16 protein-coding genes are annotated in these 17442 nt (G+C 35.1%); 13 read left to right on the forward strand and 3 right to left on the reverse strand.

Translation table 11 applies throughout. From position 1 onward, the window contains the following. Nucleotides 1-296: 296 nt before the first annotated feature. Nucleotides 297-2930, reverse strand: coding sequence for a valine--tRNA ligase (locus FKR84_RS12915; protein ID WP_141422735.1), 2634 nt, complete (start codon nt 2928-2930; stop codon nt 297-299). Between the two features lie 134 nt (nt 2931-3064). Between FKR84_RS12915 and FKR84_RS12920 the strand changes: the two genes are divergently transcribed. From FKR84_RS12920 to murB, 3 genes are all read left to right on the forward strand, one after another. Further along, nucleotides 3065-3460 carry a DUF1573 domain-containing protein gene (locus tag FKR84_RS12920; protein ID WP_141422736.1) on the forward strand — a complete coding sequence of 132 codons (396 nt, stop codon included), beginning with the start codon at nt 3065-3067 and terminating at the stop codon, nt 3458-3460. A gap of 128 nt (nt 3461-3588) precedes the next feature. After that, nucleotides 3589-4782 carry a pyridoxal phosphate-dependent aminotransferase gene (locus tag FKR84_RS12925; protein ID WP_141422737.1) on the forward strand — a complete coding sequence of 398 codons (1194 nt, stop codon included), beginning with the start codon at nt 3589-3591 and terminating at the stop codon, nt 4780-4782. Next, nucleotides 4782-5798: a UDP-N-acetylmuramate dehydrogenase gene (gene murB / locus FKR84_RS12930; protein ID WP_141422738.1), complete on the forward strand. Its 1017-nt coding sequence runs from the start codon at nt 4782-4784 to the stop codon at nt 5796-5798. Before FKR84_RS12925 ends, murB begins: the two co-directional genes overlap by 1 nt. A gap of 53 nt (nt 5799-5851) precedes the next feature. Here the strand turns inward: murB and FKR84_RS12935 are convergent, their stop codons facing one another. Further along, nucleotides 5852-6496 (reverse strand): fasciclin domain-containing protein, encoded by a 645-nt coding sequence (locus tag FKR84_RS12935; RefSeq protein ID WP_141422739.1) that lies wholly within the window; start codon nt 6494-6496, stop codon nt 5852-5854. Between the two features lie 151 nt (nt 6497-6647). Between FKR84_RS12935 and FKR84_RS12940 the strand changes: the two genes are divergently transcribed. The 6 genes from FKR84_RS12940 (at nt 6648) to FKR84_RS12965 (ending at nt 12975) form a co-directional block, all read left to right on the forward strand. Further along, nucleotides 6648-6848, forward strand: a complete 201-nt coding sequence (locus FKR84_RS12940; protein WP_141422740.1) for a membrane or secreted protein — start codon at nt 6648-6650, stop codon at nt 6846-6848. Nucleotides 6849-6862: 14 nt separating this feature from the next. Then, nucleotides 6863-7975, forward strand: a complete 1113-nt coding sequence (locus FKR84_RS12945) for a glycosyltransferase (RefSeq protein WP_141422741.1) — start codon at nt 6863-6865, stop codon at nt 7973-7975. Then, nucleotides 7966-8520, forward strand: a complete 555-nt coding sequence (locus tag FKR84_RS12950) for an RNA polymerase sigma factor (protein WP_233357774.1) — start codon at nt 7966-7968, stop codon at nt 8518-8520. The genes FKR84_RS12945 and FKR84_RS12950 overlap by 10 nt, the downstream gene beginning before the upstream one ends. Before the next feature lie 81 nt (nt 8521-8601). Continuing rightward, the gene (gene lipA, locus FKR84_RS12955; RefSeq protein WP_141422743.1) at nt 8602-9480 is read left to right on the forward strand and encodes a lipoyl synthase; all 879 of its coding nucleotides are present in this window, start codon (nt 8602-8604) and stop codon (nt 9478-9480) included. Nucleotides 9481-9484: 4 nt separating this feature from the next. Next, nucleotides 9485-10492 carry a type I glyceraldehyde-3-phosphate dehydrogenase gene (gene gap, locus FKR84_RS12960; RefSeq protein WP_141422744.1) on the forward strand — a complete coding sequence of 336 codons (1008 nt, stop codon included), beginning with the start codon at nt 9485-9487 and terminating at the stop codon, nt 10490-10492. Nucleotides 10493-10743: 251 nt separating this feature from the next. After that, the gene (locus FKR84_RS12965) at nt 10744-12975 is read left to right on the forward strand and encodes a response regulator (protein WP_233357775.1); all 2232 of its coding nucleotides are present in this window, start codon (nt 10744-10746) and stop codon (nt 12973-12975) included. Here FKR84_RS12965 and lpxK read toward each other — a convergent pair. Further along, on the reverse strand, nt 12956-13957 hold the full coding sequence (gene lpxK / locus FKR84_RS12970) for a tetraacyldisaccharide 4'-kinase (RefSeq protein ID WP_141422745.1): 1002 nt from the start codon (nt 13955-13957) through the stop codon (nt 12956-12958). The two genes, FKR84_RS12965 and lpxK, sit on opposite strands and share 20 nt — an antisense overlap. A 47-nt stretch (nt 13958-14004) precedes the next feature. On the opposite strand from lpxK, the gene FKR84_RS12975 reads away from it, so the two are divergent. The 4 genes from FKR84_RS12975 to msrA all read left to right on the forward strand — a co-directional run bounded on the left by FKR84_RS12975 (nt 14005) and on the right by msrA (nt 17246). Continuing rightward, a complete protein-coding gene (locus tag FKR84_RS12975; protein ID WP_141422746.1) occupies nt 14005-15099 on the forward strand; it encodes a Nif3-like dinuclear metal center hexameric protein in 1095 nt (364 codons plus the stop codon). 2 nt (nt 15100-15101) lie between these two features. Beyond that, complete coding sequence (locus FKR84_RS12980) at nt 15102-15881, forward strand: zinc ribbon domain-containing protein (protein ID WP_141422747.1); 780 nt, start codon at nt 15102-15104, stop codon at nt 15879-15881. Nucleotides 15882-16007: 126 nt separating this feature from the next. After that, a complete protein-coding gene (locus FKR84_RS12985; protein ID WP_141422748.1) occupies nt 16008-16592 on the forward strand; it encodes a hypothetical protein in 585 nt (194 codons plus the stop codon). A 6-nt stretch (nt 16593-16598) separates the two neighbouring features. After that, the gene (gene msrA, locus FKR84_RS12990; protein ID WP_141422749.1) at nt 16599-17246 is read left to right on the forward strand and encodes a peptide-methionine (S)-S-oxide reductase MsrA; all 648 of its coding nucleotides are present in this window, start codon (nt 16599-16601) and stop codon (nt 17244-17246) included. Nucleotides 17247-17442 lie beyond the last annotated feature (196 nt).

The raw sequence follows: 17442 nt of genomic DNA on the forward strand, positions 1-17442 counted from the left end.
CCGTTATCAAGAATTATAGACTACTATAAGCGGTAAGCTGTACGCTATAAAACCCAAAAAGAATTAACATAATGCCTAAAGCATATAGCTTAAAGCTGAAAATTGCGTTAAGGATAGTAGCGGTTACCCTGCAAACAAGCCTTTTTGGGCTTGTTGAAGCGTAAAAGCGCATAGCCTGACCCCTCCCCAATTTTTCATTGGGGAGGGGAACGCCTTAATAATTATGCTGTAAAATAAAAAGCCTTCTAAACATTAAAAAAATGTAGAAGGCTTTCCTTACTCTGTGTTATTAAATTTTAATTTAAGTTTTGCAGACTTTTTTGAATAGCGGCAATTTTATTTTGGGCGTCTTCTTGTTTTTGTTTTTCTATAGCCACAACCTTTTCGGGAGCGTTATCTACAAAACGTTTGTTTGCTAGTTTTTTCTCGACTGCTTTTAAAAATCCTTTATGGTAGTTTAATTCTTCCTCTAATTTTTCTGTTTCAGCTTTGATATCTATATTGCCAGCCATAGGGATAAAATATTCATTAGATTTTACCCTATACGAAAGCGCGTTTTGTTCTTGTTGTGCTATATATGCTATGTTCTCTATATTACCAAGTTTACTAACAACCACATCGTAATCTTTCTTTAAATTTTCGTTATTGATGATTTTTAAATCGATACTTTCTTTAAAGGAAATGTTTTTATTTTTTCGAATGGTTCTTATGCCCGAAATTACTTCTTTTACCACTTCAAAATCGGTAATGAGTTGTTTGTTGTAATCTTGCATTTCCGGCCAATTTTGTATAATTAGCGCTTCTTGGGTTTTTCTAGGACTAATGTTTTGCCAAATTTCTTCGGTAAGAAATGGCATAAAAGGATGCAAGATAGTCAGGTTTTGCTCTAAAAGATAAATTACTTCTTTATAGGTTTTTGCATCTATGGGTTGCCCGTATGCCGGTTTGATCATTTCTAAAAGCCAAGAGCAGTAATCGTCCCAAATTAACTTGTAAGTAGCCATTAACGCGTCTGAAATTCGATACTTCTTGAAATGATCTTCTATCTCGCGTAAGGTTTTTTGGAAAACATTTTTATACCAATTTAATGCTATTTTAGAAGATTCTGGTTGGCTGCTTTTTTCATCGATTTCCCAACCTTCTATTAGTCTAAAGGCATTCCAAACTTTATTACCGAAATTTTTTCCTTGCTGGCAAAGTGATTCATCAAAAAGTAAGTCGTTACCGGCAGCGTTGCTCAATAACAGTCCTACCCGAACGCCATCTGCGCCAAAATCTTCTATTAATTGTAATGCATTTGGAGAATTGCCTAAGGATTTAGACATTTTTCTACGTTGTTTATCGCGTACCAAACCGGTCAGATAAACATTTTCAAAAGGTCTTTTTCCCGTATATTCATAGCCGGCAATAATCATTCTCGCCACCCAAAAGAATAAAATATCGGGGCCGGTAACCAAATCGTTAGTTGGATAATAGTATTGAAATTCTTCGTTTTGCGGATTTCTAATTCCGTCAAAGACACTCATAGGCCAAAGCCAGGAAGAAAACCAAGTATCTAACACATCTTCTTCTTGGTGCAAATCTTTCAGCGTAAGCTTAGAATTACCCGATTTTTCTTGTGCTAGTTTCAAAGCTTCTTCTTGGGTTTCTGCTACTACAAATTTGCCTTTATCTTTGGTATAATAATATGCAGGAATGCGTTGCCCCCACCAGAGCTGTCTTGAGATATTCCAATCGCGTATATTTTTAAGCCAATGGCTATAGGTGTTTTTAAATTTGTCTGGAAAAAGTTTTATTTCGTTATTTTCTAAAACCGAATCTATTGCCGGTTTTACCAAATCTTTCATTTTTAAAAACCACTGTTCAGAAAGGCGTGGTTCTATAACGGCTTTGGTGCGTTCTGAAGTTCCTACTTTATTGAGATGATTTTCGGTTTTAATTAAAAAACCTTTTTCTTCTAATTCCTTAACAAATTTCTTTCTGGCGACAAACCTGTCTTCATTTTCATAATGCAAACCATTTGCGTTTAGACTAGCATCTTCATTAAAAATATCTATGATTTCTAGCTTGTGTTTTTCGCCTAGAACCTTGTCGTTTTCATCGTGGGCAGGTGTAATTTTTAAACATCCCGTACCAAATTCTATATCTACATATTCGTCTTCTATTATGGGAATGCTTCGGTTAACGACTGGTACAATAGCTCGTTTTCCTTTCAGATGTGTAAATCGTTGATCATTTGGGTTTATGCAAATTGCCGTATCGCCAAAAATAGTTTCGGGTCGGGTGGTGGCGATGGTTACTTGCTCATCAGAATCTTCTATGGCGTAGTTAATATAATATAATTTACCTTGTTGTTCTTGGTAAATAACCTCTTCGTCAGATAAGGTTGTTTTAGCTTCCGGGTCCCAGTTTACCATTCGGTAGCCACGATAAATGTGTCCTTTTTTATATAGGTCTACAAAACTCTTTATAACAGATGCGTACATATCATCGTCTAAAGTAAATTTAGTACGGTCCCAATCGCAAGAAGCTCCTAGTTTTTTTAATTGCTCTAAAATTTGTCCGCCGTAATTATCGGTCCATTCCCACGCATGTTTTAAAAAATCTTCTCGGGAGATGCTATTTTTATCAATACCTTCCTCTTTAAGTTTGGCAACTACCTTAGCTTCCGTAGCTATAGAGGCGTGATCTGTTCCCGGAACCCAACATGCATTATAACCTTGCAGACGCGCTCTTCTAATCAAAACATCTTGAATGGTATTGTTTAACATATGCCCCATATGTAAAACTCCGGTAACATTTGGTGGCGGAATTACAATTGTATAGGGTTTTTTATTATTGGGAGTAGAGTGGAAATATTTATTCTCCATCCAATAGTTGTACCACTTGTTTTCTATGTCTTTTGGATTATATTTTGCAGCAATTGCCATAATTTGGTCTGGTATTTGAATTGAAGTGACAAAAGTACTTATATAAAGCTTATTTTAAAAGTAGTTATATTAGGAATCTACTTTTTTTAATTAAATAGAATTTATTTATATCTTAGTACCCAAATATTTTAATTATGAAACGAATTATTGCGATTTTCACATTCTTATTTATAGCTGGTTATAATTTAAATGCCCAAGCTAAAATGGATTTTGAACAAGAAACCATAGATTATGGCGAAGTAGCGTATAAATCTGATGGTGTACGGGTTTTTAAATTTACTAATACAGGAGACGAACCATTAATTATTAAGGAAGTAAAATCTACTTGCGGATGTACCGTCCCTAAAAAACCAAAAGATGCTATAGCTCCAGGAGCCAGCGGCGAGATAGAAGTAAAATACGATACTTCTCGCCAAGGACCTATTAGAAAAACGGTTACCGTTTATTCTAATGCAGAAAAATCTCCTTATCCTTTAAAGATTAAAGGTTATGTGCAAAAAAAAGATACCAAGAGTATTTTAGAAAAATAAAAGAAATTTATTTTTTTTAAAAAGCCGTTGCTACTTGCAGCGGCTTTTTATTTTTATTTATAAATAACTTGTCGTTTCTTTGAAAAATTGAAACGATACTGTGAAAATTAATTTTAAAAGTTAAGTCTATGCCCGCTATATCTCAAAAAGGTTTGGCTATGCCACAATCGCCAATTCGTAAATTAGTTCCGTATGCAGAGCAAGCGCAACGAGAAGGAAAAGAAATTTACCATCTTAATATAGGTCAACCCGATATAAAAACACCAAAAGTTGCTTTAGAAGCGGTTAAAAATAATACATTAGAAATTGTTTCTTACAGTCATTCGGCTGGTTTTGAAAGTTACAGAAACAAACTCTCAAAATATTACCAAAAAAATAATATTCCGGTAGAACCGGAAGATATAATAGTAACTACAGGTGGGTCTGAAGCACTATTATTTGCTATGGGAACGGTTACAGATCCTGGTGACGAAGTAATTATTCCAGAACCATTTTATGCAAATTATAATGGTTTTGCCACCTCTGCAAATGTAAATGTGGTGCCGGTAAAAGCCAGTATTGAAGATGATTTTGCCTTACCTGCAATTTCTGAGTTTGAAAAGTTAATTACAGATAAAACGCGAGCAATTATTCTTTGTAATCCTGGTAATCCTACAGGTTATCTGTATACTCAAGAAGAAATGCAGCAATTGGCAGAGCTCGCCTTGAAGTATGACTTGTTTATTATTGCCGACGAAGTTTACAGAGAGTTTGCTTACGACGGTGCAAAACACCACTCTGTAATGTGCCAAAAAGGGCTAGAGCAACACGCTATTATGATAGACTCTGTTTCTAAACGCTACAGTATGTGTGGCGCTAGAATAGGTTGTGTTGTTTCTAAAAACAAAGCCTTTATGGAAACTGCTCTAAAATTTGCCCAAGCAAGATTGAGCCCGCCAACTTTTGCACAAATTGCCAGCGAAGCGGCTCTAGATACTCCAGATTCTTATTTTGAGAATGTAATTAACGAATATACCGAAAGAAGAAACACCTTGGTAGAAGCGTTAAAAAATATCGATGGTGTAAAAGTGGGTACTCCAAAAGGAGCTTTTTATTGTATAGCAGAATTGCCCATAGAAGATGCAGATGATTTTGCAAAATGGTTGTTAGAAAGCTACGACTATAACGGAGAAACCGTAATGATTGCTCCGGCCGCAGGTTTTTACTCTACGCCAAACACCGGTTCAAACCAAGTGCGTATAGCTTACGTACTCAAAAAAGAAAACCTACTGAAGGCGGTAACTATTTTAGAAAAAGCTTTAAAGGCTTATCAAGCGCAGTAATGAAAATTTTGCGTGATTATTCTTTAGAAAACTACAACACGTTTGGCTTTCCGGTGAAAGCCAAACAGTTTGTAGAAGTAAATACAGAAGCAGACTTAAAAGAAGTTTTGCAACAAGTCTATGCTTCTGAAATTTTTTTGCTAGGAGGCGGAAGTAATATTCTGTTGACCAAAGATTTGGACTCTACTGTACTTTTTTTAAACTTAAAAGGAAAAGAAGTAACTAAAACAAGCAATAATGAGGTTCACGTAGCCGCTGCCGCGGGAGAAAACTGGCACGAATTTGTAAACTGGTGTCTTTCGCAAGGTTTTGGCGGCATAGAAAATCTTTCGCTTATTCCGGGAAACGTTGGTACGGCGCCTATTCAAAATATTGGGGCGTATGGGGTAGAGCTAAAAGATGTATTTGTTTCTTGTGAAGCTTTGCATATTCAAACCTTAAAAAAAGAAACTTTTTATAAAAAAGATTGCCAGTTTGGGTATAGAAATTCTGTTTTTAAAAATCATTTAAAAGGGCAATATATTATCACTTCCGTAAAGTTTGCGTTAACCAAAAACAACCATAAATTACATACCGGATACGGCGCTATTCAAAACGAATTGGAAGTCCAGAATATTCAAAATCCTAGTATCCAAGACGTGGCTAAAGCAGTGGTAAGCATTCGGGAGCAAAAATTACCAAATCCTAAGGAGATAGGTAATAGTGGTAGCTTTTTTAAAAATCCAATTGTAGATAAAGCTGCCTTTGATTTACTTTCTTCTAAAAATCCTGCTATTCCATTTTATAAAATTACCGAAAATAGTTATAAAATACCTGCCGGTTGGTTAATAGATCAATGCGGCCTAAAGGGTTATAGAGAGGGAGACGCCGGTGTGCACAAAAAGCAAGCTTTGGTATTGGTAAATTATGGCAATGCCAGCGGAAAAGATATTTTATCGCTTTCGCGGAATATACAAACGCAAGTTTACAAGCGTTTTGAAATTGAATTGGAGCCGGAAGTAAATATTATAGCATAAAAAAAGCCGCATCTCAGCGGCTTTTCAACTTAACTCAACTTAAAATGGTTTTCTTAACTACGCATTAAAACAGTGTCTATAGAGTGAATTACTCCATTTTGTCCTTTTTTGTCTGCTTCTACCACCTTAGCTTTTTTACCACGGCCATCGGTTAAAATAATTTCTCCGGCATCGTTCATGCTGGCTTCCAACTTTCCGTCGTTAGCGGTAACTAATTCGTAAGTACCGTCGTTATTTTCAATCAATTTTTTTAATTTGTTAGAGTCTACATTTCCGGGAACAATATGGTAACTCAAAACACCTTCTAACTGCTCTTTATTATCTGGTTGCATTAAATTATCTAACGTTTCGTCTGGTAGTTGCTTAAAAGCTTCGTTGTTTGGAGCTAAAATAGTAAACGGCCCTTCGCTTTTTAACTTAGCAACCATTCCGGCGCTTTTTACTGCATCGTTTAAAGTAGAAAGGCTTGCTTCCCCTTTGGTGATGTCGGCCAAGTTCATCTCTTCTGAAGATTCAGTAGATTTGTCGTTCATATTGTCAGAATCCATTACCTTATCGGCGTTTTCTTTATTATTTGCCTTATCCATAGTGGTTTCTGTGTCCTTTTGCATCGCATCTTTATCTTTATTTTCGTTTTTACACGAAAAAAAACTAAGAGAAGCCACTGCTATGAGCATTAAAACATTTTTGATTTTCATAATTGTTTTTTTTGGTTTGTAATTGGCTAAGATAGATTTTTAGTTTACTGTTAAACCTAGGTTAGGCCTAAATTTGCGTTAAATAATGTAAATAAAATATTAATGTAAGTTTTCTTTTTTGCTTGCAAAAGATAAGTTGTATTTTTGCATTATGAAATTATTTATTTTAACCATCGTACTATTAGCATTTGCTTTTGGAGGCATTGCTATAAAAATCTGGGCAAAAAAAGGCGGTAAATTTGCAGGAACTTGTGCCAGTCAGAATCCACATTTAAATAAAGACGGAGAAGCTTGTAGTTATTGTGGAAAGCTGCCAGACGAAATAGACTGTAAATCTACCGATAAAGCTTAAATTAAAATTTGTTAATGCTACAAGTTCTTCTCTTTAGCTTTATAGCGGTAGCGTTAACAAACACGCTTTATTTCTTTTATTATGCACGGTTCAGCTTCGCTAAAAACGAAGCTCAAACCCCTACATTTCAAGAAGAAGCTTTGCCGGTTTCTGTAATTGTTTGCGCTAAAAACGAAGCAGATAACTTGCGCACGCACATACCTTTTCTGTTACAACAAGAATATCAAGATTTTGAGTTGATACTGATTAACGATTGCTCTACAGATAAAACTTTGCAAGTTATGGAGCAGTTTCAGGAAAAAGACCAACGTGTAAAAATTGTAAACGTTCAAAACAACGAACGCTTTTGGGCCAATAAAAAATATGCTTTAACGCTTGGCATTAAACGTGCTAAAAACGAATACCTTCTTTTTACCGATGCAGATTGCAAACCTACCAGCAATAAGTGGATACAAGAAATGGCAAAGAATTTCAGTAACCAAAATAGCATTATATTAGGTTATGGCGGCTATCAAAAAAAACAAGGTTTTTTAAATAAATTAATACGCTTTGAGACCTTGCTTACGGCTTTGCAATATTTCGGGTATGCCAAAAATGCTAATCCCTATATGGGCGTTGGTCGTAATCTGGCTTACACTTCTTCGGTTTATTATCAAAACAAAGGTTTTGTAAATCACATTCATATTCGCTCGGGAGACGACGATCTTTTTGTAAACGCAGCGGCGTCTTCAAAAAACACTGCTATTTGTGTAAACAAAGAAGCATTTACGCGCAGCATTCCTAAGAAGAATTTTAAAGCGTGGTTACGTCAAAAAAGAAGACACGTAAGTACGGCCAAACATTACAAAACCAAACATAAAAGGGCTTTGAGTATTTTTTATGTTACGCAATTATTATTTTGGTTGTTGTTTGTTGCAGGAATTCTTACCGGTTATAATTGGCAGATTTTTCTGGGTTTTTTCGCTTTACGGATGTTTATGGCGTACGCAGTATATTTTAAAACGGCAGTTACTCTAGACGAAAAAGACCTACGATGGGCAATGCCGGCTTACGAATTAAGCTTAGTTTGCCTTCAATTTACTATCTTTATTGTAAATCTTTTTCAAAAACCAAAACATTGGGAATAAAACCTACCGGTTTGAACCAGCATATAGAACAGGCAAAAAAAGGCAACCAATTGGCATTTAAAAAAATACTAGATGCCTATTGGTCGCAAGTGTATAATTTTCAGTTAAAGCAAACCGAAAATGAGTTTGCTGCAGAAGAGATAAGCATTCAGACTTTTGCCAAAGCTTTCGATAAAATAGACACTTACAATCCAGATTATAAATTCCTTACTTGGTTGATTACTATTTCCAAAAATATACAAATAGATTTAAGCCGCGTAAAAGAGCTGCCGGTTACTAAAGTAGACCAATTTACAGCAAAGAATATTGTAGACGAAACTCCAACGGCAGAAGATCAATTAATAGAAGACCAAGATACCAATAAGTTGCTTTCTTTTGTGACACAATTAAAACCGCATTACCAAGAAGTTATACAGCTTAGGTTTTTTGAAGAATTATCTTATAAAACCATTGCACAACACATAGATGAACCTATTAGTAATGTAAAAGTAAAATTGATGCGCGCCAAAAAACTTTTGGCAGAAATTATTAAAAACGAAACGTAAATCGTAGGTAATTGCTTTTTAAAAGCAGTGTTTAAAGCAGCCGGAATTTTTATATCTTTGAAAACCCAAACCTACAAAAGTATGTCTACAGAAACACTTGCAAGCCCCAAAACAAAAATTACAAAAAAGCCAAAATGGTTACGCGTTAAGTTACCAACCGGAAAAAAATATACCAACCTTAGAAAACTCGTAGATAAATACGATTTACATACCATTTGTACTTCGGGAAGTTGCCCTAATATGGGAGAATGTTGGAGTGAAGGTACTGCAACCTTTATGATTTTAGGCAATGTTTGCACGCGTTCTTGTGGTTTTTGCGGTGTAAAAACCGGCCGACCGGAAACTATAGATTGGGCAGAACCTGAAAAAGTGGCGCGGTCTATAAAATTAATGGATATAAAACACGCGGTAGTTACCAGTGTAGATAGAGACGATTTAAAAGATATGGGCTCTATTATTTGGGCAGAAACAGTAAAAGCTATTCGAAGAATGAATCCGGATACAACTTTAGAAACGCTAATTCCCGATTTTCAAGGGGTAGAAGCCAATATAGACAGAATTATAGAAGTAGCGCCAGAAGTAGTGTCGCATAATATGGAAACTGTAAAACGGCTTACCAGAGCAGTTAGAATACAAGCTAAATACGAGCGTAGTCTGGCGGTTTTAGCTTATTTAAAGCAACAAGGAATAAAGCGTACAAAATCTGGTATAATGCTTGGTTTGGGAGAAAAAGAAGAAGAAGTGGTGCAGACTTTAAAAGATTTGAGAAAAGCTTCGGTAGATATTATTACAATTGGACAATACCTTCAGCCAAGTAAAAAACATTTGCCAGTACAACAATTTATCACTCCAGATCAATTTAAGAAATACGAAGAAATTGGACTAGAAATGGGCTTTAGGCATGTAGAAAGCGGTGCTTTGGTACGTTCTTCTTACAAAGCCCAAAAACATTTAAATTAAAGTGATGAAACAGCCAATAAGAATAGCAATTAATGGTTTTGGTCGTATAGGAAGAAGTTTGTTTAGGTTATTGCTGGATAATACAGAAATAGAAGTAGTTTGCATTAACGATTCGGCAGACGCTAAAACCTTGAGTCATCTTTTAAAATACGATAGTGTACACGGCCAATTAGATAAAAAAGTAGGGTTTACGGAAGGTGAAATTTTGGTCGAAGAAAAAGCATATCCGTTAACCAAACAAACCAGCATAGAGAATATTTCATGGCAGAATTTTAATGTAGACGTGGTTATAGAAGCCACGGGCAAATACAAAGAAAAAGAACAATTAGAGCAGCACTTAAAGGGCGGCGCTAAAAAAGTTATTTTATCGGTTCCGCCCGCTACAGATACTATTAAAACTATTGTTCTGGGCGTAAATGACCATCTACTGGAAAAAGGAGACAAAATTATTTCGAATGCTTCTTGTACTACCAATAATGCGGCGCCTATGCTTAAATTGGTTCATGATGCATTTGAGGTAGAGCAAGCTTATATTACCACCGTACATTCGTATACTTCTGATCAAAGTTTACACGATAAACCACATCGCGATTTACGCCGGGCGAGAGCCGCTGCACTATCTATAATTCCCACCACTACTGGCGCGGCAAAAGCCCTTACCAAAATATTTCCAGATTTAAGTAATGTTATTGGCGGTTGTGGTATTCGCGTGCCGGTGCCAAATGGCTCTCTTACAGATATGACTTTAAATGTAAAAAAGAAAGTCTCTATAGAAGCCATAAATAGTCTTTTCGAGAAGGCTGCCCAAACTAATTTTAAAGGAATTATAAGCTACTCAGAAGATCCTATTGTTTCTATAGATATTGTAGGCAATACTCATTCTTGTGTTTTTGATGCCGAAATGACTTCGGTAATAGATGAGCACTTGGTAAAATTAATTGGCTGGTATGATAACGAACGTGGCTACAGTAGTAGATTGATAGATCTTATTTGTAAAATCGCAGCTCTATAAAAAGCAATTATTTTCGATTATAGCAAATTTTATTTCTGTTTTTATTTGGAATTTAAGCAATAATAAAATATATTCCCGCTTTTAAAATTTACTTACTTATTGGTATTTATACATTTTTTAGTGCGATTATTCTTATTTTTTTAATAAGTTTGGCAGATTTTTGTATTTTTTTAGCAAATTATCGCTTTTATACCACGACAAGAAAAAATATATTTGCGACCGCCTTTTTGTTAGGTTGCAAATAACGAAAAATGAAGAAAAGATTTATAATTTTCATTCTACTCACCCTAAGTCTATTTGGGGCAAATGCTCAAAATTTATTTTCAGGCGAACTTTCCCATGATGAAATACAGCTAAAGAAAATATTAGATGAAGCTGCTTTAAAAACACAATCTTATGAGTTTATAGAGGCGATAAATCGTTTGAATTTAGCCGCAGAGCTCTCTAAAAAATACGATTTACCGGTAGTTGAAGCAATAGTTAATTATAGTTTTGCCAAATTATATATTAAGATACGTAATTACAATAGAGCGCATCATAATTTGGAAGAAAGTATCATTCAATTTAAAAAAATAGGCTCGCACCCTAAACAATTATCTTTTGCTTATTTATTGCACGCTCGAGTAGATTTTCAAACCGGTAAGTTAGAACGTGCAGAAAAATGGTTAGACACTTTAGAAACCATAAAAGATAAACCGGAAATAGTAAACCATCTTTCAGATTTTTATCGTGGTATAATTTTAATGAAGAATGGAAATTATGCGGAGTCATCGGTTTACCTGCGAGGAGTCCCAGAACAAAAACTAGCCAAAGAAGATAAAGATCTACTGTCAGAATTATACCTTTATAAAGCCAAACTTTATTACCGCTTAGATAAAGTAGATCAAGCCATAAGCTTTGCTCAAAAGAGTTTAAAGGTAGCTTCCGGCAACCAATCCTTATACTTAAAACCAGAAATTTTTGATGAGTTAAGTATAATGTACACCAAAATAGGCAACCAAGATTTAGCCTTAAAATATGCAGACGAGAGTAATATTTATAGGGATTCTTTGGTCTACGCCACTAGCCAAATGCTAGCAGAACTAAGCAGCGATGCACTAAGTACTACTGCGGCGGCAGACACTATTTCGGAGCTATCGTTAACCAATTCTAAACAAGAAAGATCTTTAAAGTTTAATCAATTAGCAGTTATTTTAAGTGTTTTACTCATTAGCATCTTGTCGTTGTTAACCCTTTCTTTCTATAAAAACAATAATATTAGAGCCAAAGCCAACAAGCTTTTACAGGAAAAAAATACCGAGTTGTTAACGGCTAAAGAAAAAGCAGAAGCTGCCAAAAAATCTAAAGAACAATTTTTATCTACGGTTACCCACGAATTGCGTACACCAATTTATGCCATTACCGGTCTTACTTATTTATTGATTAACGAAAACCCTACAAAACAACAGCGCGAACATCTTAGCTCGTTAAAATACTCTGGAGAACATTTGCTTTCACTTATCAATAACATTTTAGATTTGAATAAGTTGGAGGCTAAAAAAGTTAAAAAAGTAAATTCTGACTTTAGCTTAAAAGCGCATATGAAAAACTTTTTCAATACGCTTAAAAGACCGGCAGACGATAAGAATGTCTCTTTAAAATTAGACATAGACGATAATATACCAGACAAATTAAACGGCGATATGCTTAAGGTTTCGCAAGTGCTAATTAACCTGGTTAGTAATGCTATAAAATTTTCTGAAAATGGTACGGTCTGGATAAGGGTTATTTTAGAAGAGGAAACCAACGATACGGCAAAAATAAAATTTGAGGTAGAAGACAATGGTATTGGAGTGCCAAAAAATATGCAAGATAAAATATTCCAGTCTTTTGATCAAGGCGATCCTGCCATCAACATTAGATATGGTGGTACCGGTTTAGGATTACCAATAGTAAAAAACCTATTGCTGTTTTTAGGAAGTAAAATTCATCTAAAAAGTGAAGAAGGCGTGGGTTCGTTGTTTCATTTTAGTATAGCGTTCCATAAATCTACCAACTCTATTAAAAAGATTCGGAATAATATAGATCTTAAAAAAACTTCAGAAGCCCAGCAATTAGCAGTATTTAGTGGTAAAAAAATACTTATTGTAGAAGATAATGCTCTAAATCAAAAAATTACTCGTAAAATTCTAGAGCGAAAAAACATAGTTTGCGAAATTGCAGAAAATGGCGAAATAGCTGTAGAAAAAACCAAAAAAACTACCTACGATCTAATTTTGATGGATGTGCATATGCCGGTTATGGATGGTATAGAAGCTACCAAAATTATACGAAAAAATGATAGTTCTACCCCCATAATTGCATTAACTGCGGTTAGCCTAAACGAAGAAGTAGATCAGTTTTTAAAACACGGGTTTACAGATTTTATTCCTAAACCGTATAAAACAGAATTGTTTTTTGAGAAACTGTTTAAAGTCTTAAACGTTAGTGTACAAGCTTATTAAGTTTACTTCTAAAAGCTTCTTCCTTGTCTAAAAATTTGGTTTGTATAGGCAGGTAAAATAAATTTTCTTGTGGAATGTCTTTTTTAAGACGCATATAATCTTTTTCAGTGGTTAAAATTATGCCGCATTTTTGAAGTTGTGCAATCTCTTTTTCCGTAAAGTTATGATGATCCGGATAGTTAAGATGCTCAAAAACCAAGTCTTGCTCTTTTAAAAAATTTACCAAAGGTTTTGGATTGGCAATGCCGGTTACCAACGTAAAATGGTTTGCAAATAAACTTAACGGAATTTCTTGTATGCCATTTGTAATCAAGTTATTATAAGCAATACCGGTAAAAAATAATTCCTGTTCTGGCAGTAGCCGAAGTTTCTTTTTGATTTTTTCTTGTTGCTCTTTAGATAGCGAAAGCGGACATTTGGTTACCACTAAAAAATCTGCACGTTTAGCCCCGCTTTTAGGTTCGCGTAAATTTCCTGCAGGCAAAAGCATATCTTTAGCGTATAAATTTTGATAGGTGGTAAGCAAAATATTAAAACCTGCTTTTACTTTTCGGTGCTGGTAAGCATCGTCCAGCAAAATAATTTTTGGTTGCGGGTTTAATTTCCGTAAAGCAGCAATACCCAATTGTCTGTTTTCGTGTACGGCCACTTGTGCTTCGGGATAGTTGGTTTTAAACTGTAAAGGCTCGTCTCCAACTTCTTGGGCGCTTTCTGTTCCCTGTAAAAGGAAAAATCCCTTAGTGCTACGTTTATAACCGCGACTCAAAACCGCTACTTGGTTTTGCTTGCCAAACAAACCAATAAGATATTCTACCATAGGAGATTTGCCCGTGCCGCCGGTACTTAGGTTTCCTACGCAAATAACCGGAAAGTCATAACTAACAGATTTTTTGATATTCCAATCGTATAATTTATTGCGCAAGCCGGTAATAAAGCCATAAACAAGCGAAAATGGAAACAGTAATTTTCTAAGATATTGCATTACAACGAAGGTATAATTTTTATATTTACCACAGTAAAATTATTTTTATGCAAATAAACAAAGTAATTCAGGTTTTAGAAGAATTGGCACCTTTAAATTATGCCGAAGATTTTGATAATGTAGGTTTATTGGTGGGAGATGCCACGCAAGAAGTAAGCGGAATTTTGGTAAGTTTAGACACTTTAGAAGAAACGGTAGAAGAAGCCATTGCAGAAAATTGCAATATGATTGTGAGTTTTCATCCCATTATTTTTGGAGGTTTAAAAAAACTTACCGGTAAAAACTATGTGGAAAGAGTAGTAATGAAAGCCATAAAAAACGATATCGCCATTTATGCCATTCATACCGCTTTAGATAACTCTTTTGTTGGCGTAAACGCAAAAATAGCAGAACAACTTGGCTTGCAGAATAAAAAAATACTATTGCCACAAGCACAAACCATTCTACAATTAACCACTTATGTGCCCAAAAAAGATGCAGAAAAAGTTCGGGAAGCTTTATTTTCAGCAGGCGCGGGAAGTATTGGTAATTATGACAATTGTAGTTTTAGCATAGAAGGTTTAGGCAGTTTTAATGCCAATGAAAATGCCAATCCTACTGTAGGAAAAAAAGGAGAAACCCATTTTGAAGAAGAAGTACAATTAAACCTCACTTTTCCGCGACATTTGCAAAGCAGGGTAGTAAACACTTTGCAAAATGCGCATCCGTATGAAGAAGTTGCTTATGAGGTGTACAAATTAGAAAATAAAAACCAGCATATTGGTATAGGGATGTATGGCAATTTGCAAGAAGCCTTTACGGAAGAAGACTTTATTGAGCGTTTAAAAGAAATATTTAATCCGCATTGCGTTAGACATTCGCATTTTAGCGGAAAAAAAATCAAAACAGTTGCGGTTTTGGGCGGTAGTGGTGCCTTTGCTATTGAGCAGGCAAAAGCCGTAAAAGCAGATGCTTATGTAACGGCAGATTTAAAATACCACGATTTTTATAAGGCAGAAAATAAGTTATTATTGGCAGATATTGGTCATTATGAAAGTGAACAGTACACAAAAGATTTAATACATTCTTATCTTACAAAAAAATTCCGTAATTTTGCAGTCGTTTTATCACAAAAAAGTACCAATCCAATTCAATATAGTTGATTATGGCAAAGAAAAAAGAAGTTAGCGTTGAAGAGAAACTACGCGCCTTGTTCGATTTACAATTAATCGATGCTCGTATAGATGAGATTAGAAATGTTCGTGGGGAGCTTCCCTTAGAAGTAGAAGATCTGGAAGATGAGGTAGCTGGCTTAAACAAACGTATAGAGAAACTTGAGGTTGATTTAGAGAATATAAACCAAAAAATCAAAGACAAGAAAAACCTTATTGAAGAGTCTCGTGTTTTGATGAAAAAATACTCTGAGCAGCAAAAAAATGTACGTAATAACAGAGAGTTTAATGCGCTTTCTAAGGAAGTAGAATATCAAGAATTAGAAATTGAATTGGCAGAAAAGCACATCAAAGAATTTTTTGCGCAAATAGAACATAAAAACACGGTAATAGAACAAACCAAAGAACGCTTACAAGAACGCCAAGAGCATTTAGAGCATAAAAAAGGCGAACTTAACGAAATCTTGGCCGAAACTGAGAAAGAGGAAAAAGCACTTCAAGACAAATCTGAAGAGTATAAAGAAAAGATTGAAGAACGTTTGGTTAAAGCGTATAATCGTATTCGCAACAGCGTTAAAAACGGTTTAGCAGTAGTGCCTATTGAGCGTGGAGCTTCTGGCGGTTCGTTTTTTACAATACCGCCGCAAGTGCAAATGGAAATTGCCGGAAGAAAAAAAGTTATAACCGATGAACATAGCGGAAGAATTTTGGTAGACCAGGAATTGGCCCAAGAAGAACGCGAAAAAATGGAAAAGCTTTTTCAGAAGATGTAAGGGTTACAATACATATAAAAAGCATAACCGTCTAGAATTGAGTTTTTAGGCGGTTTTTTTATTAACATATATTTTGCAATAAGGCTAAAAAATTACCCGTAACTTTCGGTTTCTAAACCTATTATTATGAAAAATATGCGGTTTCTTTTGTGTTTATTAGCTTTTGCAAGCTTTGCTTCTTGTCAAACAGACACAAAGAAAAATCAAAACCAAACAGAAACAAGTCAACAAGAGGCGCGTAACGACTTTACGGAAACAGCCACTAGAAATACAGCCGATACAAATTCCGTAAAGGAAGAAAATCCGTCTAAATTAGCGCCAGAACCAGCCTACACCGGTAAATATAAACGCTTAGACGACGGCAAAGAAAACGAAACCACCTGCGATTGTAATTGTCTGGAAATAAACTTTGACCATCCGGTAGACGTTTGTATAGATAAAAATGCCAAGTTGCAAATACAAGTGGCCTACACGCAAACTAACGACGGTAAAGTGAAAATGTATTATGTTTCCGGAAGCGGAAAGACAAAAACCTTTAAGAGCATACCTTGGGAAAAGTTTGATAAAGATACGCCACTAGCAATTATTGAATATACAAAAAATGAGGAGCTAGAATTAGATTGGAAGGGTTTTACCCAAAACAAAGAATTAGTAGTAGATTATGCTATTTTTGGTAAGAAAAACTTGGAAGGAAAATTTAAACGAATATAATTTTTTATGAAATATGTATTTATAGCTTGCCTTATCCTATTAGGGATAAGTTGCAATGGCAAAGCACAAAAACAAGCAAACATCAACACAAATTCGGTAAATGTAGAAATAAAGCAAGAAGGCTTGGAAAAAGCTTATTTTGCCAGCGGTTGTTTTTGGTGCGTAGAAGCTGTTTACGAAAGTGTAATAGGAGTAAAAGAAGCCGTTTCCGGTTATGCGGGTGGTAGTGGGAAGAACCCAACTTACGATAATTATGGCGATACCGGTCATGCAGAAGCTTTAGAAGTTATTTACGATCCCAAAAAGGTAAGTTATGCCACTTTAGTAGACGTTTATTTCAATTCGCAAGACGTTACGCAACAAAACGGGCAAGGACCAGATATTGGCTCTTCGTACCGGTCTATTATCTTTTACCAAAATGCGAAACAAAAAGAAATTATAGAAGCCAAAAAAGCTGCTTTACAAAAAGAATTTAAAAAGCCAATTGCGGCAGAGGTAGAACCTTTTCAAAAGTTTTGGAAGGCAGAAGATTATCACCAGAATTACAAAAAGAAACATCCCAATAATCGCTATATTCAAAATGTTTCCAATCCGCGCTTTAACCGATTTAAAAATAAAGCAGCAGACAGCATTTTAAAACCGAAATATAGATAGGTGGTGATTAGTTGATGGGGTAATATGTTGATTTGTTAATTTGTGAATTTGTCACATTGAGCATTCTAAGTTAAAAACAAACTTTTAAGCAGATAATTTTACAAAAGGTTCCTCTCTTTTGGCTACTGCAAATATTCTTAATACAAGTTTATTAGCTACAGCATTAATTACGCTCATATGATGTTTTCCATCTTTC

It is taken from the genome of Haloflavibacter putidus, from assembly GCF_006546625.1.
Lineage (GTDB): Bacteria > Bacteroidota > Bacteroidia > Flavobacteriales > Flavobacteriaceae > Mesonia > Mesonia putida.